The sequence below is a fragment of the Geodermatophilus sabuli genome, assembly GCF_900215145.1.
Lineage (GTDB): Bacteria > Actinomycetota > Actinomycetes > Mycobacteriales > Geodermatophilaceae > Geodermatophilus > Geodermatophilus sabuli.
Genome location: NZ_OBDO01000009.1, coordinates 37,344 through 63,522, shown reverse-complemented (window position 1 = coordinate 63,522; position 26,179 = coordinate 37,344). Strand labels below are relative to the sequence as shown.

Sequence of the window (26,179 nt, the reverse complement as noted above, 5' to 3'; positions counted from 1 at the left end):
GGTGCGCTCCGGCCCACAGTCAGGCGAGGTCTCTCCTCGGTGCTCGCCGGCATTCGCCGCCGCACTGCCGCTGGGCATCGTCCCCTCGGCGCACCTCACCGTCCCGCGCGACATCCGGGAGGCACTCTGACCCGCCACCGGGCGCTGATGGCCACGAGTACGCAGGTCCCGACGCGGGCGCGCAACGGAGCAGGACGGGTGCGGTCAGCAGCCGGCGGACGGCGAGGGCAGCGCCCCCGGGTGCGGCCACGCGCGGCCCACGACCGAGCCCACCAGGCCGTCGGTGGGCACCGGCCCGAACGCGCGGGAGTCGATCGACCCGTCGCGGTTGTCGCTGAGCAGGAACAGGGCGTCCTCGGGCACGGTCACCGGCCCGAACCAGACGCCGTCCATCAGGGCGGGGTCGATGGCCGGCTCGCACACCGGCTCGCCGTTGACCACCAGGACGCCGTCCTCGAGGCCCACCTGGTCACCGCCGACGGCGACGGCCCGCTTGACCAGCAGCCCGTCCTCCAGCGGGTGGTGCACGGCGACGACGTCCCCGCGCTGCACCGGGCCGTGCCCGTGCCGGACCACCAGCAGGTCCCCGGAGGCGATGGTGGGGATCATGCTGCCGGAGTCGACCCGCATGAGCTGCAGCGGGAGCAGGCCGGCCATCGACGCCACGAGCAGCAGGGCCGTCCCGGCCGCCGCCCACACCGCCAGGTTGCCGAGCCGCCGCCGCAGCGCGCCGCCGCGGCTCAGGGGTGCACCGGGAGTCGCGGCAGGTGACCGGGGGGCGCCGTCCCCGACGTCGGGCACGGCACCGCCGTGGTCACCGGTGCGGGGGTCACCGGTGACCACGGCGGCCGATCGGGCGGCGGTACCCGGGCGGGGAGCCCGGTGCCGCCCACCGCTGCGGTCACTGGTGCGGGGGTCACCAGCGACCGCAGCGGTTGTCCGAGGGGCGCTCCTCACCCGAGGACGCCGGTGAACCAGAGCACCCAGGCGAGCCCGCCCAGGGCCAGCAGTCCGTTGGTGGCCCGGCCGCGCCAGGTGGCCGGCAGGAGCGCCGTGAGTGCGGTGAGGGCCAGCAGCTCGGCGCCGACCGTGGCCGTGCCCACCGACTCCGGCCCGTGCCCGGCCGCGGCGACCGGCTCGCCGTCCATGGCCACCGGCCCGTCGACGGCGACCGGCATGCCCTGGGTGAAGTCGACGCCCGTGACCGGGTCGACGGTCAGCATCTCCCGCCCGGGGACGTCGTGCGCGTGGCCCCCGGTGCCCGGGTCGGTCACCGCGAAGGCGTCGAGCAGGGCGGTCGTGTGGGCGACGACGTAGAGCGCGAGCAGGCCCACGGTGCCCAGCACGGAGAGAGCGGTCAGCTCCGGGCTGGGCCGCCGGCCGGTGAGGGCGCTGAGCGCCAGCCAGGCGGCCAGGCCCACCTGGGCCAGCGCGGTCAGGAGGAAGAAGCCGACGGCCAGCTCACCGGACTCCAGGTGGTCCACCGCGGCGGCCACGTGCAGCCCGCCGGCGGCGGCCAGCCCCAGCGCCGCCACCAGCTGCCAGCGGGAGACGCGGCGGGCCGGCGCGGCCGCCCGGTCGGTTCCCGCCGGGGCGGCGTGGACGGCGGTCACCGCGTACGCCGTGTGGGCGTGGTCGGCGCGGCCGACGTGGTGGGGGCCGGTGCCGGTGCCGGGGTGGTCGGTGCCGGGGTGGTGGGCGCCGGGGTGGTGGGCGCCGTCGTGGGCGCCGTGCCCCGCCGGGGCGGCGTGGACGGTGTGGTCGGCGCCGGGGTCTCCGGCACCTCCGGCGTCTCCGGCACCTCCGGCACCTCCGGCGTCTCCGGCGTCTCCGGCGTCTCCGGCACCTCCCCGTCGCCCGGCAGCTCGCTGCCCCCACCGGGGGCCTCGGGTTCGGCCGGCGGCGTCCGCGGCGTCAGCTCCGGCGGTTCACCGCCCTGCGGCGGGCAGGTGTTGATCGAGTCGCAGTCGATGTCGTGATGACCCACCTGGTACTGGATCATCATGTCGTGGTCCTCGTGCGAGAGGTTGTGGCAGTGGATCATGTACCGCCCCTCCTCGTGCTCGAAGCGCATGAGGACGCGGATGGTCTCGTTCTCGCCGACGTAGACGACGTCCTTGGGGCCGCGCTCCTCGGGGCGGGGCGGCTGGCCGTTGCGGTCCAGCACCTGGAAGTCGACGAGGTGCACGTGCAGCGGGTGGAACCAGCCGCCTGAGGAGTTCTCGATCTCCCAGATCTCGACCGAGTTGGGCGCCGGGTTGGCGAAGACCTTGGAGTAGTTGGACCGGACGACGTCGTCCCAGGTCTGGTCGTTGATCACCCACAGGCCGTTGGTGCGTTCCAGCCGCATGTGCCGGGTGGCGGTGGACTCGCCGGTGGTCAGCTTCATCGCCGGGTGCTCCAGGGCGGCGAACGCCGCCGTGTCGAGCGGGCCGTTGCCCTCCAGGCTGGTGGGCGCCGCGGTGCCGACCTCGAACTGCATGACCTTGCCGGTGTGGGCGAAGTCCCGGGCGTTCTTGACGCCGCTGTTCAGCAGCTGGACCTTCGAGCCCTTCATGCTGGTGAAGTCGATGACGATCTCGTAGCGCTCGGCCATGCCGATGGTGAACGAGGTGACCGTCTGCGGCTCGTGCACGAAGCCGCCGTCGGTGGCGATGACCGTGAAGGGCCTGCCGTTGCTCAGCCGCAGCTTGTAGCCGCGGGCCAGGGAGCCGTTGAGCACCCGGAAGCGGTACGAGCGCGGCTCGACCTTCATGTTCGGCCACGGCACGCCGTTGACGAGGATGACGTCGCCGTAGAGGCCGGACTCCCCGTCGGCGTCGAACATCAGCTGCCCGTTGCTGGCGAACATGACGTCGCTGATGATCAGCGGGAACTCGTACTGGGGGTGACCGGCCGGCCAGTCGCGCCGGTGCCGCGGGATGCCGAGCTGCTGCTCGAGCGCCTCGTCGACGATGTGGTACTGCGCGGCCAGGCCCATGTAGACGTTCTGGGCGGTGTGGTGCACGCCGTGGTCGTGGTACCAGGCCGTCCGCGGGGTGCAGTTGTTCGGGTACTCGTAGTTCTTCCACTCACCGGGCTGGGTGAGGTCGCCGGCGTACCCGTCGAACTGCGGCTTGGACGGCGAGCCGTGCAGGTGCGTGGAGGTCCACGGGACGTAGCCCAGCGTCGGGTGCTTGGCCGGCAGCCGGTTGATCTGCTGCATGACCACCCGGCGCGCCTGGCCGTTCTGGACGTACGTGCGGATGGTGGGGCCGGGGACCTCCCCGTTGTAGCCCCACATCGTGGTCTTGATGCCCTTGATGAACTCGACCGTCGTGGGCTTCTGCTCGATGCGGTAGTAGTCGGTGCCGCTGTACGCGCCACCGGGGATGACGGCGCCGGTGTCGGGCCGGGTTCCGTAGTCGTTGCCCGGGACGTCGTCCGTGGCGACCGGCGTGGCGACCCGGGGCGCGCGGAACGCGGCGGCGTACGGCTTCGGCAGCTTCGACTCGTCGAGCTCGGAGGCGCTCTTCGCCGACAGCACGGCCTGAAAGGGCAGTGCCATCACTGCGGTGCCGGCCAGCGACACCTTCAGGACGTCACGGCGGTTCAGGCTGGGCAGGTCCATCGGGAAGGCTCCTTCACTGCCGCGGGCTCGGACGCGGTAGTGGAACTCTCCCGTTCAGGCCCCCCTCGTCACAGCCCGTTCCGAGGGGATGCGGGGCTCCCGCAAATGGGGGGTCTGTGCAGGTCAGACGGCCGTTTGCGTCACTGACCGTGACTCGGCGGTACCACTGCGGTCAGCAGGGCGCCGCCGCCGCTGCGCTCGCCGAGGGTCATCGTGCCGCCCAGGTCGACGATGCGGTCGCGCAGCAGGGACAGGCCCAGGTGCCCCTCGTGGCGCCGGTCCGTCCCGCCGGCGGGGAACCCGACCCCGTCGTCGGCGATCTCCAGCCGCACCGCCGGGCCGCTGTCGAGCAGGTCGGTGCCCTCGAGGGTGATCCAGGTGTGCGTGGCACCCGCGTGCTGCGCCACGTTGGCCAGCGCCTCCTTGGCCGTGCGGTAGAGCGTCGCGGCAGCGTCCGGCGTCATGTCCGGCAACGGCGCGGCGTCCATGAGCACCGTCACGCCCTCGGTCCGCAGCGGCTCGGCGGCGTCGGAGATCGCCGCACCCAGGCCGGGGCCGCTGAGGTCGGGCGGGTAGATGTCGACCATCAGCCGGCGCAGCGACTGCACGGCGTGCCGGACGGCACCCACCAGCTTGTCGACCGTCGGCTGGCGGTCCTCGGGCAGGGCGCCGCGCAGGGCGGAGAGGGCGTAGCTGACGCCGGCGAGGTCCTGCACCGGACCGTCGTGCACGTCGGCGGCGATCGCCCGGCGCTCGCGCTCGGAGGCCTCGACGGTGCGCTGCATGAGCGCGGCGCGCTCGGCCTGTTGCCGGCGCACCCGCCGGGCCAGGGAGACGGCGATGGGGATCTGCACCACCTGGAGCAGGACGAGCGCCCCGATCGCCATCGGGATGATCTCGCCGCGCAGCAGCGCGGCCTGCCGGTCGATGCCCGCGTAGGCGAAGTACGCCTCGAAGGCGAGCTCCTCGCCGGGCACCCGCAGGGGGGCGTACACCTCCAGCAGCGCGCCATCCGCGCCCGTCGCGGTCTCGGGGGCCTCGTCGACGGAGGACACCGTCTCCCCGGCGATGGCCGCGCGCAGCTCGTCGGACGGGGGGAGGACCTGCCCGATGAGCTGGGGGTCGCTGGCGTAGAGGATCCGGCCGTCGGCGCGCCAGACGACCATCTTGGTCACCGAGCCGTCGCTCATCCGGTTCCGGACGTCGCGGTCGAGCTCCTCCCACCGATCCGGCACCCCGGCCAGCGCCTCGGTCAGCACCGGCGTCACCAGCATCTCGCCGAGCCGTTCGGCGGCGCGCTCGGCCTCGGCGAGCGCGTTGGTCCGGGCGATGCGCTCACTGAGCCAGATGGTGCCCGCCGACACGACGAGCAGCGTCAGCAGCGCCGTCAGGCAGAAGGCCGCCAGCTCCCGCCGGACGCCCGGGGCGCGGCGTCGCGAACGACCCGTGGTGCCGGCGGGAGCGGCGGTAGCGGGCGCAGAGGGCGTCTCAGTGCTCATTCAGGGAGCCGAGGAGCCCCAACTGCTGCGCCTTGACGACGGCCTCGAGCTGGGAACGGGCACCGAGCTTCGCGTGCAGCGACTTCACGTAACCGCGGCAGGTCTCCAGGGTGATCCCGAGGACCCGGGCGATGGCCTTCACCTGCATGCCGCGCCCGAGGCAGTCGAGCACCTCCTGCTCGCGGCGGGTCAGCTGCGGCGGGGCCATGCGGTCGGGCGAGGCGGCCGGCGCGCACGTCGGGCCACCGGCGAAGGTGGAGGGGGCGACGAGCATCTGCCCGGCCTGCACCCGGGACAGGACGTCGATCATCTCGGCCAGCGAGCCGTCCTTGGGGATGAACGCCGAGGCGCCGGCCTGCGCGGCCCGGACCACCCAGTCGGGGTCGCGATGGGCGGTCACCACGGCGACGACGGCGTTCGGGGCGACCTCACGCAGCCGGCGGGTGGCGGCCAGCCCGTCCTGGCGCGGCATCTCGATGTCCATGACCACGACGTCGGGCTGGAGGTCCTGGGCCATCGCCACGGCCTGGGCCGCGGAGTGCGCCGTCCCGACCGCCTGCATGCCCGCGGACGCGAGCGCGCCGGAGAGCAGCTCGGCGAAGGTGCGGTGGTCGTCGACGACCAGGACCCGGATCTGGTCGATGCGGGTGCTGCCGTCGAGCTGGGCGAGCGTCATGTCCTACCCCCGTAGTCGTACCCCGTCTCCCGGCCGCCGCGCGGGGGGAGCCCGCACACAGCACCTGGGTGACGAGCACCTGACCAGGGGTCACGAGACAGGTCAGGACCTGGATCCCGGTGGGTGCACCGTGCCATGAGCGGATCGACACACAGAGTGCACGAGACTGTGCCGTTCAGTTCCTCTCATCACAGCCGGTTCCACCCGTCCGGGGGGTGGCCGCTGACGCTGCGGCGTCGCTCCACGCCGTGCCACCGGCGGCCACCGCCCGCACGTGTCCGGGCAGGGCGCCCGGGTCGTCGTCCTTGAGCAGGTAGCCCACGACGCCGATCTCCTGGGCCTCGGCCACCAGCGCCGGGGTGAGAGAGCCGGTCAGGACGACGACGCGGGTGTCCGGGTGGGCGGCCAGCAGTTCGCGCGCTGCCTGCAACCCGGTGACCCGGGGCATGGCCAGGTCCAGGAGGACGACGTCGGGGTGGGTGCGCCGGGCGGCGTCGAGGACCTGCTCGCCGTCCTCGCACTGGGCGACGACGTCGACGTCCCCGCTCGCCGAGAGCAACTCGGTCAGCGAGTCGCGGACGAACGCGTGGTCGTCGGCCAGCAGGACCTTGATCACGCGCCACCTCCTCCATCGTCTCCGGGGACCGAGCGGTGGGCACCGTACCCACGCCACTGTCCGGCCAGTCGCACGGGGGTTGCGCCCGTGTACGCACAGTGTCGTCGCCGTCCCGGCGCGCCGCGACAGCCGAACGGCGGGGGTGGCCGACCCCCAATCGCGGGGAGCACCGCCGTCGCCGGTGCCCGAGGGGCGGGCCGGGGCCTCACCGAGGGGGGTCGGCGGCCCCCGGGTGCAGTGTCGTGGGGTCCAGCCGGCCGGACACCACGTCGGACGCGAGGTCATCGACCGACCGGTCCGCCGACCAGGCCGCGGCGCGCAGCAGGTCCAGAGCCGCAGCCGCCCCGGTGTCCAGGGCCAGGCTCAGCCGGCCGATCGCCTCCCAGACCGCTGACCGGCGCCGGGAGACCGGGCCGTGCAACCAGGCCGGCCCGCCGTCGGGTGACCACGGCGACCACACGGCGGCCTCGCCGAGCGCGGAGGTGACCAGGTCGCCGACGGCCATGGCCTCGAACACGTCCAGCCCGGTCACCGCCGTCTCGTCCGCGAAGAAGAGGTCCAGGGCACCCCGGCCGGCGAGCGTCTCGCCGAGGGGGAGGGCCACCACCGCGCGGAAGGGGGTGCGCTCGGCGAGCAGGGACGCGAACGTCGGCCACCGGCGGTGCAGGTCGGCGGAGACGGCGAACACCGGCTCCCGGTGCTCCTGCGCGGTCTGGCACGGGCCGCTGCCGGCGGTGAACTGCAGCCGCTCGGCGACCTCGGCCGCGTCCGAGCTGGCCCCCAGCGGAACGCGCCGGCCGGAGCTGTCGAGGACGCTCAGCCCGGCGGCGTCGACGCCCAGCATCCGGGCGCACGCGCGGGACAGCCGGACGGGCAGCAGCTCCGGCCCGGCCAGGTCGGCGTCGGAGACGTCGCCCACCGCGGCGGAGAAGCGCTCGGCGATGGACACGGGCCGATCATCCGTCATCGCCGCGCCGGGCACTCGACGAAACGGACCCGGCCGTTCCCGCTTCCTCCACGACCTGGCCGGACCGGTAGGTGTAGGCGGCCTCGCACCGCCTCGTCGGACTCCAGCCCGGCACCGAGGGCGCCGCCGACGGTGGCCAGCGAGCAGGTCAGCCAGGCCAGCTCCAGCGACCGCGGTGAGCCGGACCCAGTTCGGTGAGCGCGACGGCGAGGTCCCAGTCCTCGGCCAGCCGCCGGCGCCGGGTGGCCACCACGATCTCCGTCGTCGTCCGCGGGGGGCTGCACCAGCCCGTCCTCCACGGCCCGCAGCTCCCACCGGACCTCGGGGTGCGCCGCCGTCAGCTCGGTGGTGAGCTCGGTGGCCAGCCACCCGGCCGGCTCGGCGGGGGCGCCTGGGGCGGCGAGCAGGCCGACCTGCAGCACCGGCGCGGCGGCCTGCGACACGCGGTTCCTCCTCGGGGGTCCGGGCCGCCCGGCCGGCCCGCCGCGCGTGGCCGGCCCCGGGCAGCGGTCCGGCCGACGATCATCCCCGGTCGCCGTCGGGCGCGCGCAGCGGCAGGACCGCGGGGCCGTGCGGGCCGGCGACCACCTCCGCGCGGGCGCCGTAGTGGCTGGCCAGCGCGTCGGCGGTCAGGACGTCGGCCGGGCGCCCCTCGGCCACGACGCGGCCGGCGGACAGCAGCGCCAGCCGGTCGGCGTACTGCCCGGCCAGGCTGAGGTCGTGCAGGGTGCTGAGGACGGTGAGGCCGTCCTGGCGGCGCAGCCGGTCGACGAGGTCGAGCACCTGCTGCGCGTGGCCGAGGTCGAGCGCCGCCGTGGGCTCGTCCAGCAGCAGCACCCGTGGCTGCTGGGCCAGCGCCCGGGCGAGGACGGCGCGCTGCTGCTCACCACCGGAGAGCGTGGTCACCAGCCGGTCGGCCAGCCCGGTCAGCTCCAGGCGGCCCATCACCTCGGCCACGACCCGGTGGTCGCCCGGCCGGGGCGCGGCCAGCAGGGAGCGGTGCGGCGTCCGGCCCAGCGCCACGTAGTCGGCGGTGCTCACGCCCTCGGGGACGACGGGGCGCTGCGGGGCGTAGGCGAGCTGGCGGGCGCGCTCGCGACGGGGCATCCCGGTGGTCGGCACGCCGTCGACGCGGACCATCCCCTCGTGCGGGTGGAACCCGAGCACCGAGCGCAGCAGGGTGGACTTGCCCGACCCGTTGGGGCCGATGACCGCCGTCCACCCGCCGGGCTCCACCGCCAGCCGGACGTCCTCGAGCACGCGCGTGCGGCCGAACGCGGCGCTCAGTCCCAGGACCTCCACGCGGGCGCCGCCGGCACCGGGGGTGCTCACCGCCGCCTCGCCCCCAGCCACAGCAGCCCGGCGAAGAAGGGGGCGCCGACGAAGGCGGTGACGACGCCGATCGGCAGCTCGGCCGGCGCGAGCACCACCCGGGCCACCAGGTCGGCGACCACGAGGAAGGCGCCGCCGGTGAGCAGGGCCGCGGGCAGGACCCGGGCGTTGGAGCCGCCGACCAGCCGGCGGGCGATGTGCGGCACCACCAGCCCGACGAACCCGATCAGCCCGCTCACCGCGACCGCCGACGCGGTGGCCAGGGACGCCGCGACGATGACCAGCAGCCGCATCCGGCCCGGGTGGACGCCGAGGGAGCGGGCCTCGTCGTCGCCGACGGCCAGCACGTCGAGGGCCCGCCCGCACAGCAGCAGCACCACGCACGCGACGCCGAGGTAGGGGAGCACCAGCAGCACGTCGGACCACTGGGCGCGGCCCAGCTGCCCGAGCAGCCAGCCGTAGACCTCGCGCAGGTCATCGGTGTTCTGCTGCTGGACCAGGGTCTGCGCGGCGGCCAGGAAGGAGGCGACGGCGACGCCGGCCAGCAGCAGCGTCGGGCCGTGCGAGCCGCCGGCCGCGGTGCCCAGCGCCAGCGCGGAGCCGACGCCGAGCAGGGCGCCGGCGAACGCCGCCAGCGGGACGACGCCGACCGGGCCGAGCGAGGTCCCGGGCGCGTAGGCGATGACGAGGGTGGCGCCGAGGCCGGCCCCGGCGGCCGCGCCCAGCAGGTACGGGTCGGCCAGCGGGTTCCGGAAGACCCCCTGGTAGGCGGCGCCGGCGACGGCCAGCCCCGCGCCGACGAGGGCGGCGAGGACCACCCGCGGCAGCCGCAGCTGCAGCAGCACCGCGGCTCCCGTGCCCTCCAGCCCCCCGCCCACGTCGACGCCCAGGGGCGCCAGGGCGCGGTCGGCGAGGGTGGCGACGACCGCGCCGGGGGGCAGCGGCAGCGCGCCGACCCACACCCCGGCCAGCATCGCGAGCACCAGCGCCACCCCGGCGGCCCACAGCACCAGCGCCGCCCGGTGGCGGGTCCGGGCAGCGGGGGGTGCGGCGGGGCTGCGGGTGCCGTCCGCGGTGGCCGTCATCGGCTCCGCTCAGCCCCGCAGGACGGCGGCCAGCGACTCGGCGAAGTCGGCCACCCGCGGGCCCCACCGGGAGGCGATGTCGTCGTCGGCCTCGAACACCCGGCCCTCCCGCACGGCCGGCACGGTGTCGAAGGCGGGCCGTTCCGCCAGCGCGGCGGCGGTCTGCCCGCAGCAGACGGTGTCGGCGAGCACCACGAGGCCCGGCGCCTGACCCACGACGTACTCCGCGGACAGCTGCGGGTAGCCGCCGGAGGCATCAGCCGCGCCGTCCGCGACGTTCTCCAGGCCGAAGGCGGAGTAGACGCTGCCGATGAAGGTCTCGCTGGTCGCGGAGTAGAAGCTCGGGTCGAGCTCGTGGTAGACGCGCATGCCCTGCACCTCGGCCGGCACGGACTCGACGGCGGCGGCGATCCGGTCCTGCACGTCGGCGACGACGTCGGCGGCCTCGTCGGGGTGGCCGGTGGCCGCACCGAGGGTCTGCACCTGGGCGTAGCTCTCCTCGAGGGTGTCGGGAGCGCCGAGCAGCAGGGTGGGCACCTCGAGCGCGTCGAGGGCGTCCACGATGCCGTTGAGGTCGTCGCTGAGGACCACGAGGTCGGGCGCGTGGGCGGCGATCGCCTCGGCGTTGGGCGTGAAGGCCGACAGGTCGGTGGTCGGTGCCTCGGCCGGGAAGTCCGACGTGGTGTCGACCGCCTCGACCTGGTCGCCGGCGCCGATGGCGAAGAGCATCTCGGTGGCCGAGGCCGACATCGAGACGATGGCCTCCGGGCGCTCGTCGATCGTGAGCTCGCCGGCGTCGCCGGAGACGGTGACCGGGAAGGCCCCGGTGGCGGTGGTCGCGGCACCGGCGTCCCCGGTGGCGGCGTCGTCACCGGCGCACGCGGACACGGCGAGGAGCAGGGGGAGCAGCAGCGCGGCGGGGGTGGACCGGCGCGGAGTCGTTCGGGGCAAGGGAGGTCTCTCTGGGAGGCAGCGCGTGCCGCCCACGGGCACCCGACGCCCGATGCGCGACCCTTGCCGCGAGGGTCGGTACAGGACGCGCGGCAGGCGATCTGGCTCAGGCCACGAGGACCCTCACAGTTGCGGGACAGCGCCGGGTTCCCACCGGACTTCGCTGCACGGGCGTCGCCGGCACGAGCCGGCGCAGCGACGGTACCCCAGCGGCGCGGTCAGCTCCGCGCGCCGAGGACGGCGGAGTAGACGTCGACCGTCCGCCGCGCCACGGCCGGCCAGCCGAACTCGGCGAGCACCCGCTCCCGGCCGGCCGCGCCCATCGCCGCGGCGCGGTCCGGATCGGCGAGCAGCTCGGCGACGCGGGTGGCGAGCCCGGCCTCGAAGGTGGTGGGGTCGTCGGGGGGGGGCAGCTGCTCGGCGGCGGCCAGCAGGTGCGGCACGCCCTTCTGCCGGGTGATCCGCCCGACGAACAGCGCGTAGGGCCGGGCCGGGTCGACCCCCAGCCTCCGGACGACGTCCGGCGCCTCGACCGGCCGGTAGGCCTCGGCGTCGACACCGTTGTGCACCACGTGCACCCGGGCGGGGTCCAGCTCCGGGTAGACGGCGAGCACGTCGTCGCGCATACCGGCGCTGACCGCCACCACCGCGTCGGCGGTGAGGTGGGCGGTGCGCTCCACCCACGAGGAGAGCCGGTAGCCGCCGCCGAGCTGGTCGGCCTTCCACGGCCGGCGCGGCTCGGGAAAGTGGGCGGTCACCACGTGCGGCACCCCGTGCACCAGGGCGGCTAACAGGCCCGCGGCGTTGGCGTACCAGGTGTGGCTGTGCACCAGGTCGACGCCGGCCAGCGCTCCCGCGATCTCGACGTCGACCCCCAGGGCCTGCAGCGCGCCGTTGGCACCGGACAGGCCGGCCGGGACGGCGTGCCCGGTGGCGTCCTCCCGGGGCCCGCCGAAGCAGTGGACGTCGAGCTCGGGCCCGTCCGGGAGCGCCCGCAGGGCCGCCGCGAGGTGCTCCACGTGCACCCCGGCGCCGCCGTAGACGTCCGGCGGCCACTCGCGGGTCACCATGCCGATGCGCACGCGCCGCACCCTAGGAGGACCTCCTGCCCCCACCGCTCGCAGGCTCGCGGCGGTACCCCGCGGGGGGCGGCTCCGTCCGGCACCAGGCAGCCGTCTCCTACTCGGGATGACCGCCATGCGCCGTGAGGCGGCGACAGCCCCGCCCAGCGGCTACGTTGCGTGACATGCGTGGCGGTCCTCGGGTTCTCGGCATCGTCCTGGCCGGCGGTGAGGGCAAGCGGCTGGCCCCCCTGACCGCGGACCGGGCCAAACCGGCGGTGCCGTTCGGCGGCAACTACCGGCTCATCGACTTCGTGCTGTCCAACCTCGTCAACGCCGAGGTCCGGCAGATCGCCGTCCTCACCCAGTACAAGAGCCACAGCCTCGACCGGCACATCACCACCACGTGGCGGCTGTCGCAGATGCTGGGGAACTTCATCACCCCGGTGCCGGCCCAGCAGCGGCTCGGGCCGCGCTGGTACACCGGCAGCGCCGACGCGATCTTCCAGAGCCTGAACCTCATCTACGACGCGCGGCCCGACATCGTCATGGTCTTCGGCGCCGACCACGTCTACCGCATGGACCCGGCGCAGATGATCGACCAGCACGTGCAGACCGGGGCGGGGGTCACCATCGCGGGCCTGCGCGTGCCGCGGGCCGAGGCGACCGAGTTCGGGGTCATCGACGCCGACGCCGAGGGGAAGGTGCGTGGGTTCCTGGAGAAGCCCGCCGACCCGCCGGCCCTGCCGGACTCGCCCGAGGAGAGCTTCGCCTCCATGGGCAACTACGTGTTCACCACCGACGCGCTGCTGGAGGCGCTGCGGGCCGACGCGGAGGACGAGGACTCCGCCCACGACATGGGCGGCTCGATCATGCCGATGCTGGCCGAGGCCGGCGACGCGTGGGTCTACGACTTCTCCACCAACATCGTCCCGGGTGCCAGCGAGCGGGACCACGGCTACTGGCGGGACGTCGGGACGATCGACTCCTACTTCGACGCGCACATGGACCTCGTGTCGGTCACCCCGATCTTCAACCTCTACAACGACCGCTGGCCGATCCTCACCCTCCCGCCGCAACTGCCCCCGGCGAAGTTCGTGCTCGGCGGCCGGGCCGAGGAGTCGATGGTCAGTGCGGGCGCGATCATCGGTGGCGGGTCGGTGCACAACTCGGTGATCTCCCCGGGCGTGCGGGTCGAGCGGGGGGCGCGGGTCGAGGACAGCGTGCTCATGGACGGCGTGTTCGTCGGTGAGGGCGCCTACGTCCGGCGGGCCATCCTCGACAAGAACGTCGTCGTCCCGCCGTGGGCGCGCCTCGGCGTCGACCTCTCCAGCGACCGCGAGCGCTACCACGTGAGCGCCGGCGGGGTGACCGTCCTCGGCAAGGGGGCCCGCGCCCTGGTGTAGGCCGCCGGGGTGGGCGCGCCCCCCCGCCTGTGCATGATCATGCAGCGGCGTGCATACTTCTTCTCGTGTCCAAGGTCCTCACCTCACTCCCGGTCGGCGAGCGCGTCGGCATCGCCTTCTCCGGCGGACTCGACACCTCGGTGGCGGTCGCGTGGATGCGCGACAAGGGTGCGGTGCCCTGCACCTACACCGCGGACATCGGGCAGTACGACGAGCCGGACATCGCCTCGGTGCCGGGGCGGGCCACGGCGTACGGCGCGGAGATCGCCCGCCTGGTCGACTGCCGGGCGGCGCTGGTGGAGGAGGGCCTCGCGGCCCTGACCTGCGGCGCGTTCCACATCCGCTCCGGCGGCCGCAGCTACTTCAACACCACCCCGCTCGGCCGGGCGGTCACCGGCACCCTGCTGGTGCGCACCATGCTCGAGGACGACGTCCAGATCTGGGGCGACGGCTCGACCTACAAGGGCAACGACATCGAGCGGTTCTACCGGTACGGCCTGCTCGCCAACCCCTCCCTGCGGATCTACAAGCCGTGGCTGGACGCTCACTTCGTCACCGAGCTCGGCGGCCGCAAGGAGATGTCGGAGTGGCTGCTCGCCCACGACCTGCCCTACCGGGACAGCGCCGAGAAGGCCTACTCCACCGACGCCAACATCTGGGGCGCGACCCACGAGGCCAAGTCGCTGGAGCACCTGGACGCCGGGATCGAGGTCGTCGAGCCGATCATGGGCGTGCGGTTCTGGGACCCCGCCGTCGAGATCGCCCCCGAGGACGTCACGATCGGGTTCGCCCAGGGGCGGCCGGTCAGCATCAACGGCAAGGAGTTCGACTCCGCCGTCGACCTGGTGCTGGAGGCCAACGCCATCGGCGGCCGGCACGGCCTGGGCATGTCCGACCAGATCGAGAACCGCATCATCGAGGCCAAGAGCCGGGGCATCTACGAGGCACCCGGGATGGCCCTGCTGCACATCGTCTACGAGCGGCTGGTCAACGCGATCCACAACGAGGACACCCTCGCCACGTACCACAGCGAGGGGCGGCGCCTCGGCCGGCTGATGTACGAGGGGCGCTGGCTGGACCCGCAGTCGCTGATGCTGCGGGAGTCGCTGCAGCGGTGGGTCGGCATGGCCGTCACCGGCGAGGTGGCCCTGCGGCTGCGGCGCGGCGAGGACTACTCGGTCCTCGACACCGCCGGCCCCGCGTTCAGCTACCACCCGGACAAGCTGTCCATGGAGCGCACCGAGGACTCCGCGTTCGGCCCGGTGGACCGCATCGGCCAGCTCACCATGCGCAACCTGGACATCGCCGACTCGCGGGCCAAGCTCGAGCAGTACGCGGCGATCGGCATGGTCGGCGGCGTCGCCCCGGCATCGATCGGGGCCGCGCAGGCGGCCAAGACCGGGCTGATCGGCGCCATGGCCGCGGGCGGGGCGCAGGCGATCGCCTCGCGCGGAGCGGTCTCCGAGGAGGACGAGCTGCTCGACCGCGCCGCGATGGAGTCCGGCACCGACTGACCCGGTAGCCGCCCCGGCGCCGGGGACCGCCTCAGCGGCGGCGGGTCGCCACCAGCAGGCCCGCCCCGATGGGCAGGACGGCGGACGTCAGGGACTCGTGTTCCCGCACGCTGCGGGCCAGCTCCCGCCAGGTGACGGTCTGCTCGTCCCGGGCCGTGCGGTCGGCGATCCGGTCGTCCTCGAGCAGCCCGTGGCAGGTCAGCGTGCCGCCCACCCGCACCAGCTCCAGCAGCGAGTCCAGGTGGCGGGCGTAGTCGGTGGGGCGCCCGGCGCAGACGACCATGTCGTAGGCGCCGGGGGACAGCCGGGGCAGCACCTCGCCCGGCGTCCCGAAGATCATCCGGGTGCGGCCGGCCGGGTGCCCGGCCTCGGCGAAGGCGACGCGGGCCGCGCGCAGCTGCTCGGGGTCGCCGTCCAGGGCGGTGAGGACGCCGTCGGGCCGCATGCCCTCCAGCAGCCACAACCCGACCACGCCGGCGCCGCTGCCGATCGAGACGACCGCGCGGGCGCCGCCGGTGGCGGCCAGGACGGCCAGGGCGGCGCCGACCGCGGGCTCCACCGGCGCCGGGCCGCCGAGCCGTGCCGCCCGCGCCCGGGCCGTGGCCAGGGCCGGCGTCTCGGCCGCGAAGCGGTCGGCGTAGGCGGCGCCGTCCCTCCCGGACCGCGGTCCCGGGGCGCTCACCGCCCGGCTCCGGACCGGTTCCGCTCCTCGCTCGCCGGCGCGCGCCGCGGTGCCCGCTGCCCTGTCGTCGTCGCGGCGCTCATCACGGGCGAGGGTAGTGGCCCGCCGGCCGGTGACCGCCCACGACCGGCTGGGCTGTGAGCTTGCTGTGAACGGGAACACGGGGCGGCGAACCGCCCGTTGAGCAAGACGTGCGCCCCGAGCGAGCTGCCCCGCCCCGCCCCGCCGACGTGGGCGGGCAGGCAACGGCCCCCGTCTGCGATCCTGGAGCCGTGTCCGACCCCGCCGTCCCCGCGCAGCCGGCCGCCGTGTCCGGCGTCGAGGTGTGGGTCGCGCCCACCTGGGAGCAGGTCGTGCGCGATCACTCCGCCCGCGTGTACCGGCTGGCCTACCGGCTGTCGGGCAACCCGCAGGACGCCGAGGACCTCACCCAGGAGACGTTCGTCCGGGTGTTCCGCTCGCTGGCCGACTTCTCCCCCGGCACCTTCGAGGGCTGGCTGCACCGGATCACGACCAACCTGTTCCTCGACATGGTGCGGCGCCGGCAGCGGATCCGCTTCGACGCGCTGCCCGAGGACACCGAGCGCCTGCCCGGCACCGCGCCGAGCCCCGAGCAGGTCTACTCCGACACCCACCTCGACCCGCAGGTGCAGGCGGCGCTGGACGCGCTGTCACCGGAGTTCCGCGTCGCCGTCGTCCTCTGTGACATCGAGGGGCTGACCTACGAGGAGATCGCGGCCACCCTCGGCATCAAGCTCGGCACGGTCCGCAGCCGCATCCACCGCGGCCGGGTCCAGCTGCGCGAGGCCCTGGCGCACCTGGCACCGCGCCGCCCGGTGGTCGCGGAGGGGAGCGCGGGGTGAACATCCCCGAGAGCCACCTGGCCCAGGAGGCCATCGCCGCCCTGGTGGACGGCGAGCTGGCCGGCGGTCCCGCTGCCCGCGCCGCCCGGCACCTGGCCGGCTGCGCCCAGTGCCGGATGGCCGTACAGGCCCAGCGGGAGGCCAAGGACGCCCTGCACACCTGCTCCGAGGTCGCGGTGCCCGGTGACCTGCTCTCCCGGCTGTGCGCGATCCCCTTCACCGCAGACGTCCCCGGTGCCGGCGGCGGGCTGAGCGCCGGGCCCGGGCAGTTGACCGTCTCCGGCCCCACCGGCTCGTGGTCGGTGCCTCTGACGCCGCCCCCGCCGGCCGCCGAGCGCCCCGGCCATGCCCGGTGGCTGCGGCGCGGGGTCGCCGGCACGATCGCCGGGCTCGGCCTCGGTGTCACCGTGTTGGCCCTGGGGCTCCCCGCCGACGTCCCGGACACCGATCCCCGGGAGCCGGCCTCGGTGGCCGGTTCCTCCTCGGAGCAGCGCACCGAGATCGCCCCGCCGGTGGTGCGCTCCATCATCCTGGACACCACCGTCGGTCGCCCCGGCGGAACACCCTGAACAGCCGCACCGACACCGCGTCCGGGGAGGACCCGCTGCCCGAGAACCCGGAGGCCCCCGACCAGTCGCGGCCGGCCGACGAGGCACCGGTCCCCGACGAGGTCTTCGCGCGCCCGGGGGCCGGCGTCGGCGGCTTCGACCCCCCGCCCGGCGGCACCCGCCCCGCCGTCCTGCGCCCTCCGGCGCCCGATCCCTCCCAGCGAGCCGCCTTCGGGCGGCCGGCCGCCGTCCAGGGCAGCTTCGCCGGCGACCGACCGGCCCCGCCGGCGCGCCCGCTCCCGCCGCCGCCGCCCGAGGCGGTGCTGCGCGCGTTCGCGCCGCCCGGACCGGATCGGCGCGGGCTCCAAGAGCCGCCGGGCGGCCGGCCGGGACGCCGCCGCACCGCCACCGGGCCGTGGTGGAAGCCCGACGCCCGCTCCGACCCCTGGCGGGACCCGCACGCCCCGGCCGGCCTCACCGGTCCGGCGGTCTTCGAGGAGCCGGAGGACCAGCCCGGCCCCGTCGTCGTCGACGCGAGGGGCCGCCGGAAGCTGCGGCTGCGCGACCTGTCGATCCGGCTGTCGGTCCTGGTCCTGCTCGCCGTCGTGCTGGTCGGTGCCATCGGCGGCGCCGCCGGTTACCTGCTGACCCGCACCGCGAGCGAGACCCCGCTGCTGGCGCCCGGCGCCCAGCTCAACGAGACCAGCGAGGGCGTCTCCCGCGAACCGGGTTCCGTCTCCGACATCGCCGAGCGGGTCACCCCGACGGTGGTCTCCGTCGAGGTCCGCCTCGGCGAGGCCGGCGCCACCGGCTCCGGGGTGGTCGTCGACGGCGAGAACGGCTACATCGTCACCAACAACCACGTCATCTCCGGTGCCGACGGCGTCGAGGGTGCGGAGATCCGCGCGGTCTTCTCCGACGGCAGCGGCTCCGCGGCCCGCATCGTGGGCCGCGACCCGGCCAGCGACATCGCCGTCCTCAAGGTCGAGAAGCCCGGCCTGCTCACCGCGGCGCTGGGCGAGTCCGGCGACGTCGTCGTCGGCGACCCCGTCGTCGCGATCGGCTCCCCGCTGGGCCTGGCCAGCACGGTCACCAGCGGCATCGTCAGCGCGCTGGACCGGCCGGTGCGGCTGTCGGGGGAGGGCAGTGACACCAACGCCGTCATCAGCGCCGTCCAGACCGACGCCCCCATCAACCCCGGCAACTCCGGCGGCGCGCTGGTCAACGGCTCCGGGGAGGTCATCGGCATCAACACCGCCATCGCCTCCCTCGGCGGCGGCAGCGTCGGCCTCGGCTTCGCCATCCCCATCGACACCGTCCGGGACATCGCCGAGCAGCTGATCAGCACCGGCCGTGCCGTGCACGCCGCACTGGGTGTCAACGCCCGCTCGGTCACCGACGGCACCCGGGACGGCGCGCTCGTCGTCAACGTCGAGCCCGGCAGCGGCGCGGCGGAGGCCGGCATCCGGGAGCAGGACGTGATCATCGCGGTGGACGACGACGCGGTCGGCAGCTCCGAGGAGCTCGTCGTCGCCGTCGACGCCCACGAACCGGGCGAGACGGTCCGCATCGAGCTCATCCGCGGCGGGGCCTCCACGACCGTCGAGGCCACGCTCGACGAGGCCTGAGACCCCGGCCACCCCCCGGATCGGGGCACTGACCCGGCGCTCTCGCGCGCCTAGGCTGGAGGACCGCGGCGGCAGGTGGTCCGCGGGACGACGGGAGCGGTTTCGTGTTCGACTCGATCGGCTGGGGCGAGATCATCGTCCTCGCGCTCGCCGCGCTGTTCATCTTCGGGCCCGAACGGCTGCCGGACCTGGCCAAGGACGCCGCGACGGGGCTGAGGAAGGTGCGCGAGGCGATCACCGGCGTCCGCGCCCAGATGGACGAGTCCCTGGGCGACGACCTCGCCAGGCTGCGCGACCTCGACCTGCGCCAGTACCACCCCAAGACGTTCATCCGGAACCAGCTGCTCGCCGACGACGGGGCCCCCGCGGTGCGCCGCGGCAGCGCCACCGGGTCGGCCGGGCTGGCGACGGCCGGCGCGGGCGCGACCGTGGCCGGCCGTGACGCCGTCCGCTCCCGCGACGCGGCCACCCCGCCGCCGTTCGACCCCGACGCGACGTAGTCCACCCATTGCCGGCGTTCCTCGCAGATCGCCGGTCCTGCAGCCCCGGCTGGGCACGAGGAACGCCGGCGATGCGGGCGGTCCGGCGACCGCGAAGAGGCCGGCTCCCGGGTGGGGAGCCGGCCTCTCGAGGCGTCGGTCAGGTCAGCGGCGGACCGGGGTGAGCCCCAGCGACATGCCGGACAGCCCGCGCTGACGGCTGGCCAGCCCGTCGGCGATCGCGGTCAGCGCCTGGGCGGCGGGGGACTCGGGGTCGGCCAGCACGACCGGGGCACCGGCGTCGCCGGCCTCGCGCACCCGGGTGTCGAGCGGGATCTGGCCGAGCAGCGGGACCCGCGCACCGAGGGTGCGGGTCAGCGCGTCGGAGACGGTCTGGCCGCCCCCGGACCCGAAGACCTCCACGCGGGAGCCGTCGGGGAGGTCCATCCAGGACATGTTCTCGATGACGCCGACCACCTGCTGGTGGGTCTGGGTGGCGATCGCGCCGGCCCGCTCGGCCACCTCGGCCGCGGCCAGCTGCGGCGTCGTCACGACGAGGATCTCGGCGTTGGGCAGCAGCTGGGCGATGGAGATGGCGACGTCGCCGGTGCCGGGCGGGAGGTCCAGCAGGAGGACGTCGAGGTCGCCCCACCACACGTCGGCGAGGAACTGCTGCAGCGCACGGTGCAGCATCGGCCCGCGCCACACGACCGGGGTGTTGCCGGGGGTGAACATGCCGATCGAGATGACCCTCACGCCGTAGGCCTGCGGCGGCATGATCATGTTGTCGACCTGGGTCGGCTTGTCGTCGACGCCCAGCATCCGCGGCACCGAGTGGCCGTAGATGTCGGCGTCCACCACGCCGACCGACAGCCCGCGCCTGGACAGCGCCGCGGCGAGGTTGACGGTCACCGACGACTTGCCGACGCCGCCCTTGCCGGAGGCGACGGCGTACACGCGGGTCAGCGAACCCGGCTGGGCGAACGGGATCACCGGGTCGGCGGCGTCGGTGCCACGGACGGTGCGGCGCAGCTCGGCGCGCTGCTCGTCGTCCATCACGTCGAGGCCGACCTGCACCGAGGTCACCCCGGGGACGGCCGAGACGGCCTGGGTGACCCGGTTGGTGATGGTGTCGCGCATCGGGCAGCCCGACACGGTGAGGTACACCTCGACCCGGACGGCGCCGTCCTCGGCGATCTGGACGTCCTTGACCATGCCCAGCTCGGTGAGCGGGCGGTTGATCTCCGGGTCCTGCACGGTGGCCAGAGCGGCGGTGACGGCGTCGAGCGCCGGCGTGCCGGTCAGCGGGGCGGACATCGTTGCGTCTGTCTCCTTCGACGGGGGACCCGGGCCGGCCCGCCGAGAGGCGGCGGCGACCTGCGCGCACGGGTCACCTGCCACTGTACGGCGGCGCGCGGGGGCTGCCGCGCCGCCGACGGAGTGATCCGGTACGCACCGAGGGGGTCGGCAGGACCGTCGGCCGGCGGTCCTAACCTCGACGCCGTGTCCGCCGAGCGCTCCGCCACCCTCCGCGACGCGGTCGGCCTGGGGCTGGCGGTCGGTCTCTACGGCGTGGCCTTCGGCGCGGCCGCCGACGCCGCGGGTCTGGATCTGTGGCAGGCCGTGACGATGTCGCTGCTCATGTTCACCGGCGCCAGCCAGTTCGCCCTCGTCGGCGTGCTCGGCGCGGGCGGCAGCGCGCTGGCCGCCGTCGGCAGTGCACTGCTGCTCGGCTCCCGCAACACCGTCTACGGCGTCCGGCTGGTCCCGCTGCTGCGTCTGCGGGGCGTCGTGCCCCGGCTCGGGACGGCGCACTGGATCATCGACGAGACGACGGCGCTGGCCATCGCCGCGCCCGACCGGAAGCTGGCGCGGCTGGCCTTCCTCGCCGGCGGGGCGACGATCTTCGTCGTCTGGAACCTCACCACCGTGGTCGGCTCGCTCGGCGCGGCCGCGCTCAGCGGTGCCGCGCTGGCCGCGCTGGACGCCGTCGTCCCGGCCGCGTTCCTCGCCCTGCTCTGGCCGCGGCTGCGGCGGTCGTACCCCGAGGCGGCGGTGCAGCGGCGGGTCGCCGTGGGCGGGGCGGTGGTGGCGCTGGCGCTGACGCCGTTCGTGCCGGTAGGGGTGCAGGTCATCGCCGCGGTGGTGGCCGTGGCCCTCGCCGGACGGCCCCGGAGGACGGCGGCGGCGGAGGGGGCGGCGTGACCGGCACCGCGTTGTGGGTGGCGGTCGTCGCGGGGTCGGTGGGCTGCTACCTGCTCAAGCTGGCCGGCCTGTCGGTGCCCGCCGCCTGGGTCGAGCAGCCGTGGGTGGCGCGGGTCGTGGACTTCGTCCCGGCCGCACTGCTGGCCGCGCTGGTCGCCGTCCAGGCGGCCACGACCGACGGCGCGATCGTCGTCGACGGTCGGCTGGCCGGGCTCGCCGTGGCCGCGGTCGCGCTGGCGTTGCGGGCGCCGTTCATCGTCGTCCTGGTGCTCGCCGGGGCTGCCGGCGCGCTGGTGCACGTCCTCGCCGGCTGATCCGGCGTCAGAACAGCCGCTGGGCGCGCTGCTCCAGGTCGAGCAGGAACCGCTTGCGGGGCAGCCCGCCACCGAAGCCGACCAGGCTCCCGTCGGCACCGACCACCCGGTGGCACGGGACGACGACCGGCAGCGGGTTGCGCCCGCACGCCGCGCCCACGGCCTGGGCGAGGGTCCGGTCGCCGAGCTGCCGGGCGAGGGCGCCGTACGAGCGGGTCTCGCCGTAGGGGATCTCCGCCATGAGCCGCCAGACGGCCAGCTGCAGCTCGTTCCCGGACGGCCGCAGGAGGAGGTCGAACGCCGTCCGCTCGCCGGAGAAGTACTCGCCGAGCTGGCGGACGACGTCGGCGGACGAGGCGTCGTCCCGTTGCCCGAGCACGGCCGCGTCGGGAGTGCGGCCGGGCAGCTCCATGAACAGCGCGACCAGCGCGCCGTCCTCGGTCACCGGCGTCAGCGGGCCGATCGGCGACCCGGTGACGGTGTGCGTGCGCGTCACGGGCCGATCGTGCCGCGGGGGTACGACGCAACCGGCCCCGCACGCGGAACCGCCGTGGCCCTCCGCGGGGAGGACCACGGCAGCTCGCCGATCAGGGTGCGTCAGTGCGCGAGGGGCAGCTGGGCCTGCTCCTCGGCCAGCCGCTCCGCGCCCGAGGTCGTCTTCAGCGGCTTCTCCTTGATGAAGAGGACGACGAGGAGCGCCAGGGCGGCCAGCGGGGTGGCGATGAGGAACAGCTCCGCGGTCGCGTTGCCGTAGGCGTCCTGGACCAGGCCGGCGATCTCCGGCGGCAGGCTGGAGACGTCGGGGACCGTCGTCCCACCCTCGGCCGCACCGCCACCGAGGACGCTCAGGTCGCCGGCGACCCGGCTGGCCAGCACCGCGCCGAGCACGCTGACCCCGACCGTGCCGCCGAGGCTGCGGAAGAACGACAGCACCGAGGTGGCCGACCCCAGCTCACGGGCCGGGACGTCGTTCTGCGCCGCGAGGACGAGGTTCTGCATGAGCAGGCCGACGCCGACGCCGAGCACCACCATGTACGCGCCGAGCACCCAGATCGAGGTCTGCGCGTCGATCGTGGCCAGCAGCCCGAAGCCGACGGTCATCAGGACGCCGCCGGCGACGAGGAACCGCTTCCAGGTGCCGGTCTTGGTGATCAGTGCACCGGCCACCGTCGAGGAGACGAGCAGGCCGGCGATCATCGGGAGCGAGAGCAGCCCGGCCTCGGTGGGGGAGTAGCCCAGCGAGATCTGGAAGTACTGCGACAGGAACACCGTGCCGCCGAACATCGCGATGCCGACGAGGGCGCTGGCCAGCGTGGTGAGGGTGACCGTGCGGTTGCGGAAGATGTCCAGCGGGATGACCGGCTCGGGCGACCGGGACTCGACCAGCACGGCCAGCGCCAGCAGCACGACCGCGCCGCCGACCATGAGTGCCGTCGTGCCGGACGCCCAGTCGAACTCGTTGCCGGCCAGGGTGACCCAGATCAGCAGGGTGCTCACCCCGGCGGTGATCAGCAGCGCGCCCAGCCAGTCGATGTGCACGCCGCCGCGGCGGACCTGCGTGAGCTTCAGCGTCTTCTGCAGCAGCACGATCGCGACCAGGGCGAACGGGGCGCCCATGAAGAAGCACCAGCGCCAGCCGAGCCAGGAGGTGTCCACGATGACGCCGCCGATCAGCGGCCCGGCGACCGTGGCGACGGCGAAGACGGCGCCGAAGACGCCGGCGTACCGGCCCAGCTCGCGCGGCGGGATCATCGCCGCCATCACGATCTGGACCAGCGCGGTGAGGCCACCGGCGCCCAGGCCCTGGATGACCCGGGCCACGATCAGCGTGCCGGTGTCCTGCGAGAACCCGGCCAGCAGCGAGCCGGCGACGAAGAGCGCCAGGGACAGCTGGACCAGGAGCTTCTGGCTCACCAGGTCGGCGAGCTTGCCCCACAGCGGGACCGAGGCGGTCATGGCCAGGAGCTCGGCGGTGACCACCCAGGTGTAGATGGACTGGCTGCCGTTCAGGTCGGCGATGATCACCGGGAGGGCGTTGGAGACGACGGTCGCCGCCAGGATGGACACGAAGATGCCCAGCATCAGGCCGGACAGCGCCTGGAGGACCTCCCGTCGGCTCATCCTGGCCTGCGTGGTGGCCGCCCCGGCGGTGCCGGACTCGGCGGTCGTGGACATGCTGCTCCTGTCGGTGGGGGTGTCGGGGGAGAGGCGTGCGGGAGGGGTCAGGCGACCGGTGGAGGGGGCGGGAGCCCGCCGGCGAGGGCGTCCAGCGCCTCGTCGACCACCGTCACCAGCCCGGTCGCGCCGCCGAGCTGCTGCCAGCGCCACAGGGTCACCCGCACGGCGGCGGAGACGACGGCGGCGAGCAGGGCGGGGTAGAGGTCGGCCTCGACGTCCTGGCCGGTGCGCTCGGCGATGGCCTGGGCCGTCTCCCGCTCGTCGGCCGAGCCCATCTCGACCAGCCGGGGGATGAGCGAGGGGGTGGCCAGGACGACGGTCATCCGGTCCCGCAGGGCAGCGGGGTCGCGCTCGAGCTCGGCCAGCTCCTCGTGCAGCGCGGCCCGGACGGCGTCGAGCACCGCGGTGCCGGGCGGCTGGGCGCGCAGCCGGGCCGACAGGCGGGGCTGGTCCGGGCCGGCGGGGACCAGCAGCGCCTCCTCCTTGGCGGAGAAGTGGTTGAAGAACGTCCGGTAGGACACGTCCGCCGCGGCGGTGATCGCCTCGACGGTCACGTGCTCCCAGCCGCGTTCCACGGCCAGCTGCAGCGTGGCGGCGGCCAGCGCCTCGCGGGTGCCGGCCTTCTTCCGCTCGCGCAGACCCCGTTCAGCCACGGCGACGATCATGCACCCGGGCTGCACAGTGTGCAACGTTGCAGGGAGTGCAGCGTGTCACGTCGGGTCGGGCCCGCCCGTCGCGGGCCCGGGGTGGTCACACGGTCGGGTCCACGACCTCCCGGCGCTTCTTGCCGCCGCCCTTCTTCTTCCGGTCGCCGTGCTCGTCGTCCTCGTCGTGGACCAGCCGGTTCAGCTCGCCACGGATGAAGTCGCGGGTGGCCAGCTCACCGACGGCGACCCGCAGCGAGGCCAGCTCCCGGGCCAGGTACTCGGTGTCGGCGCGGGTGGACGCCGCGCGGGCGCGGTCCTCCTCGGCCTGCACCCGGTCGCGGTCGGCCTGCCGGTTCTGGGCCAGCAGGATCAGCGGCGCCGCATAGGCGGCCTGGGTGGAGAACGCCAGGTTGAGCAGGATGAAGGGATAGGGGTCCCACTGCAGGCGGATCGCGAAGACGTTGAGGACGATCCAGACGATGACGATCACCGTCTGGACGGCGAGGAACCGGCCGGTGCCGAGGAACCTGGCGATGCCCTCGGCGAACCGGCCGACCGCGTCGGGGTCCAGCCGCAGGAAGCTGCCGAACCCGCGCGCACCCCGGGGGACGTCGAGGCGGCGGCCCTCAGCCACGGCGGGCCCGCTCGCGCCAGTTCTCGGGCAGCAGGTGGTCGAGCACGTCGTCGACGCTGACCGCGCCCACCAGCCGGCCCTGGGTGTCCACGACCGGGGCGGCGACCAGGTTGTAGGTGGCGAAGTAGCGGGTCACCTCGGCCAGCGGGGCCTCCGGACGCAGCGGCTCCAGGTCGTCGAGAACCCCGCTGACCAGCGTGGACGGCGGTTCGCGCAGCAGCCGCTGGATGTGGGCCAGCCCGAGGTAGCGGCCGGTGGGCGTGGCCGAGGGCGGCCGGCACACGTACACCTGGCTGGCCAGCGCCGGGGTCAGCTCCGGCTCGCGCACCCGGGCCAGCGCCTCGGCGATGGTGGCGTCGGGGGAGAGGATCACCGGCTCGCTGGTCATGATCCCGCCGGCGGTGTCCTCGGAGTACTGCAGCAGCTGGCGCACCGGCTCGGCCTCGTCGGGCTCCATGAGCTCCAGCAGCCGGTTGCGGTCCACGTTGGACAGCTCGGCGAGCAGGTCGGCGGCGTCGTCGGGGTCCATCACCTCCAGGACGTCGGCGGCGCGCGACTCGGCGAGGGTGCCGAGGATGGTGATCTGGTCGGCCTCCGGCAGCTCCCCGAGGACGTCGGCCAGCCGCTCGTCGTCCAGCGCCTCGGCGACCTCGTGCCGGCGCTTGATCGGCAGGTCCTGCAGCGCGTGGGCGAGGTCGGCGGCGTTGAGCTCGCGGTAGGTGGCGATCAGCGTCTCGGCGCCCTGGCCGGTCTGCGGCAGCGCCAGGCCGGTGACCTCGTCCCAGGCCAGCGTGTGCAGCTGCCCGCGGCGGCCCAGCCGGCCGGGTTCCTGGACGGCGAGCCGGGACAGCACCCAGTCGCCGGTGCGGGTCTGCTCCATCCCGGCGTCGACCACGTGCGCCGGGCGGTCGGACTCCGCGATGCGCACCGAGCGGTCCAGCAGCTCGCCGAGGACCAGGGTCTCGCCGGCCCGCTGCTCGAAGCGCTTGAGGTTCAGCGTGCCCGAGGCCAGCACGACCGCGCCGGTGTCGACCGCGGTCACCCGGCCCATCGGCACGAAGATGCGCCGGCGGGCGGCGACCTCGACCACCAGCCCCAGCACCCGGGGAGCCGCCGTCCCCACGCGCAGCGCGACGACGGCGTCGCGGACCTTGCCGACGCGGTCGCCGTTGGGGTCGAACACCGGCAGCCCGGCCAGCCGGGACACGTAGGCCCTCGTCACCGTCGTCACGGAACCTCCTCGATGGCGCTCGTCGGCTCCGTGCCGAGGGTGCGGTAGCTGGA

27 protein-coding genes are annotated in these 26,179 nt (G+C 74.8%); 8 read left to right on the top strand and 19 right to left on the bottom strand.

Annotated elements, in window-relative coordinates:
* Positions 1–204: 204 nt before the first annotated feature.
* The 12 genes from lepB to CRP39_RS18875 all read right to left on the bottom strand — a co-directional run bounded on the left by lepB (position 205) and on the right by CRP39_RS18875 (position 11,818).
* Positions 205–801, bottom strand: coding sequence for a signal peptidase I (lepB, locus tag CRP39_RS18930; protein ID WP_172442520.1), 597 nt, complete (start codon positions 799–801; stop codon positions 205–207).
* A gap of 152 nt (positions 802–953) precedes the next feature.
* Entirely contained in the window at positions 954–1,613 is a 660-nt protein-coding gene (locus CRP39_RS18925; protein ID WP_097207941.1) for a hypothetical protein, read from the bottom strand.
* The gene (locus tag CRP39_RS18920) at positions 1,610–3,610 is read right to left on the bottom strand and encodes a multicopper oxidase family protein (protein ID WP_097207940.1); all 2,001 of its coding nucleotides are present in this window, start codon (positions 3,608–3,610) and stop codon (positions 1,610–1,612) included. Before CRP39_RS18920 ends, CRP39_RS18925 begins: the two co-directional genes overlap by 4 nt.
* A 140-nt stretch (positions 3,611–3,750) precedes the next feature.
* Positions 3,751–5,109, bottom strand: a complete 1,359-nt coding sequence (locus CRP39_RS18915; protein ID WP_097207939.1) for a sensor histidine kinase — start codon at positions 5,107–5,109, stop codon at positions 3,751–3,753.
* A complete protein-coding gene (locus CRP39_RS18910) occupies positions 5,099–5,785 on the bottom strand; it encodes a response regulator transcription factor (protein WP_097207938.1) in 687 nt (228 codons plus the stop codon). The genes CRP39_RS18915 and CRP39_RS18910 overlap by 11 nt, the downstream gene beginning before the upstream one ends.
* 175 nt (positions 5,786–5,960) lie before the next feature.
* Positions 5,961–6,401: a response regulator gene (locus tag CRP39_RS26970; protein ID WP_172442519.1), complete on the bottom strand. Its 441-nt coding sequence runs from the start codon at positions 6,399–6,401 to the stop codon at positions 5,961–5,963.
* Positions 6,402–6,606: 205 nt separating this feature from the next.
* Positions 6,607–7,350: a GAF domain-containing protein gene (locus CRP39_RS18900; RefSeq protein ID WP_172442518.1), complete on the bottom strand. Its 744-nt coding sequence runs from the start codon at positions 7,348–7,350 to the stop codon at positions 6,607–6,609.
* A 14-nt stretch (positions 7,351–7,364) separates the two neighbouring features.
* On the bottom strand, positions 7,365–7,811 hold the full coding sequence (locus tag CRP39_RS26460; RefSeq protein ID WP_097207936.1) for a hypothetical protein: 447 nt from the start codon (positions 7,809–7,811) through the stop codon (positions 7,365–7,367).
* Between the two features lie 79 nt (positions 7,812–7,890).
* Positions 7,891–8,700 carry an ABC transporter ATP-binding protein gene (locus tag CRP39_RS18890; RefSeq protein ID WP_097207935.1) on the bottom strand — a complete coding sequence of 270 codons (810 nt, stop codon included), beginning with the start codon at positions 8,698–8,700 and terminating at the stop codon, positions 7,891–7,893.
* Positions 8,697–9,785, bottom strand: a complete 1,089-nt coding sequence (locus CRP39_RS18885) for a FecCD family ABC transporter permease (protein ID WP_097207934.1) — start codon at positions 9,783–9,785, stop codon at positions 8,697–8,699. Before CRP39_RS18885 ends, CRP39_RS18890 begins: the two co-directional genes overlap by 4 nt.
* A 9-nt stretch (positions 9,786–9,794) precedes the next feature.
* Positions 9,795–10,736, bottom strand: a complete 942-nt coding sequence (locus CRP39_RS18880) for an ABC transporter substrate-binding protein (RefSeq protein ID WP_216359820.1) — start codon at positions 10,734–10,736, stop codon at positions 9,795–9,797.
* Between the two features lie 218 nt (positions 10,737–10,954).
* A complete protein-coding gene (locus CRP39_RS18875) occupies positions 10,955–11,818 on the bottom strand; it encodes a glycosyltransferase (protein ID WP_183358920.1) in 864 nt (287 codons plus the stop codon).
* 164 nt (positions 11,819–11,982) lie between these two features.
* Between CRP39_RS18875 and glgC the strand changes: the two genes are divergently transcribed.
* Together glgC and argG are read left to right on the top strand one after the other, a co-directional pair.
* Entirely contained in the window at positions 11,983–13,203 is a 1,221-nt protein-coding gene (gene glgC / locus CRP39_RS18870; RefSeq protein ID WP_097207933.1) for a glucose-1-phosphate adenylyltransferase, read from the top strand.
* Positions 13,204–13,268: 65 nt separating this feature from the next.
* On the top strand, positions 13,269–14,717 hold the full coding sequence (gene argG / locus CRP39_RS18865) for an argininosuccinate synthase (RefSeq protein WP_097207932.1): 1,449 nt from the start codon (positions 13,269–13,271) through the stop codon (positions 14,715–14,717).
* Between the two features lie 31 nt (positions 14,718–14,748).
* On the opposite strand, the gene CRP39_RS18860 is transcribed toward argG, so the two are convergent.
* The gene (locus CRP39_RS18860; protein ID WP_097207931.1) at positions 14,749–15,399 is read right to left on the bottom strand and encodes an O-methyltransferase; all 651 of its coding nucleotides are present in this window, start codon (positions 15,397–15,399) and stop codon (positions 14,749–14,751) included.
* 272 nt (positions 15,400–15,671) lie between these two features.
* Between CRP39_RS18860 and sigE the strand changes: the two genes are divergently transcribed.
* The 4 genes from sigE to CRP39_RS18840 all read left to right on the top strand — a co-directional run bounded on the left by sigE (position 15,672) and on the right by CRP39_RS18840 (position 18,938).
* Complete coding sequence (gene sigE / locus CRP39_RS18855) at positions 15,672–16,262, top strand: RNA polymerase sigma factor SigE (RefSeq protein ID WP_216359819.1); 591 nt, start codon at positions 15,672–15,674, stop codon at positions 16,260–16,262.
* Positions 16,259–16,831, top strand: a complete 573-nt coding sequence (locus tag CRP39_RS28130; protein WP_097207930.1) for an anti-sigma factor family protein — start codon at positions 16,259–16,261, stop codon at positions 16,829–16,831. The genes sigE and CRP39_RS28130 overlap by 4 nt, the downstream gene beginning before the upstream one ends.
* Positions 16,832–17,130: 299 nt before the next feature.
* Positions 17,131–18,438: a S1C family serine protease gene (locus tag CRP39_RS18845; RefSeq protein ID WP_245853972.1), complete on the top strand. Its 1,308-nt coding sequence runs from the start codon at positions 17,131–17,133 to the stop codon at positions 18,436–18,438.
* Positions 18,439–18,542: 104 nt separating this feature from the next.
* Entirely contained in the window at positions 18,543–18,938 is a 396-nt protein-coding gene (locus tag CRP39_RS18840; RefSeq protein WP_097207929.1) for a twin-arginine translocase TatA/TatE family subunit, read from the top strand.
* A gap of 144 nt (positions 18,939–19,082) precedes the next feature.
* Here the strand turns inward: CRP39_RS18840 and CRP39_RS18835 are convergent, their stop codons facing one another.
* The gene (locus CRP39_RS18835) at positions 19,083–20,234 is read right to left on the bottom strand and encodes an Mrp/NBP35 family ATP-binding protein (RefSeq protein ID WP_097207928.1); all 1,152 of its coding nucleotides are present in this window, start codon (positions 20,232–20,234) and stop codon (positions 19,083–19,085) included.
* Between the two features lie 186 nt (positions 20,235–20,420).
* Here CRP39_RS18835 and CRP39_RS18830 point away from each other — a divergent pair, with 186 nt between their 5' ends.
* A complete protein-coding gene (locus tag CRP39_RS18830; protein ID WP_097207927.1) occupies positions 20,421–21,122 on the top strand; it encodes an AzlC family ABC transporter permease in 702 nt (233 codons plus the stop codon).
* On the top strand, positions 21,119–21,436 hold the full coding sequence (locus CRP39_RS18825; RefSeq protein ID WP_097207926.1) for an AzlD domain-containing protein: 318 nt from the start codon (positions 21,119–21,121) through the stop codon (positions 21,434–21,436). The genes CRP39_RS18830 and CRP39_RS18825 overlap by 4 nt, the downstream gene beginning before the upstream one ends.
* A gap of 7 nt (positions 21,437–21,443) precedes the next feature.
* Here the strand turns inward: CRP39_RS18825 and CRP39_RS18820 are convergent, their stop codons facing one another.
* The 5 genes from CRP39_RS18820 to CRP39_RS18800 all read right to left on the bottom strand — a co-directional run bounded on the left by CRP39_RS18820 (position 21,444) and on the right by CRP39_RS18800 (position 26,126).
* Complete coding sequence (locus CRP39_RS18820; protein ID WP_245853971.1) at positions 21,444–21,932, bottom strand: methylated-DNA--[protein]-cysteine S-methyltransferase; 489 nt, start codon at positions 21,930–21,932, stop codon at positions 21,444–21,446.
* 101 nt (positions 21,933–22,033) lie between these two features.
* Positions 22,034–23,611, bottom strand: a complete 1,578-nt coding sequence (locus tag CRP39_RS18815; protein ID WP_216359818.1) for an MDR family MFS transporter — start codon at positions 23,609–23,611, stop codon at positions 22,034–22,036.
* A 47-nt stretch (positions 23,612–23,658) separates the two neighbouring features.
* Complete coding sequence (locus CRP39_RS18810; RefSeq protein ID WP_172442517.1) at positions 23,659–24,267, bottom strand: TetR/AcrR family transcriptional regulator; 609 nt, start codon at positions 24,265–24,267, stop codon at positions 23,659–23,661.
* Between the two features lie 97 nt (positions 24,268–24,364).
* Positions 24,365–24,895: a DUF1003 domain-containing protein gene (locus CRP39_RS18805; protein ID WP_097207924.1), complete on the bottom strand. Its 531-nt coding sequence runs from the start codon at positions 24,893–24,895 to the stop codon at positions 24,365–24,367.
* Positions 24,888–26,126 carry a magnesium transporter MgtE N-terminal domain-containing protein gene (locus CRP39_RS18800; protein WP_097207923.1) on the bottom strand — a complete coding sequence of 413 codons (1,239 nt, stop codon included), beginning with the start codon at positions 26,124–26,126 and terminating at the stop codon, positions 24,888–24,890. The genes CRP39_RS18805 and CRP39_RS18800 overlap by 8 nt, the downstream gene beginning before the upstream one ends.
* Positions 26,127–26,179 lie beyond the last annotated feature (53 nt).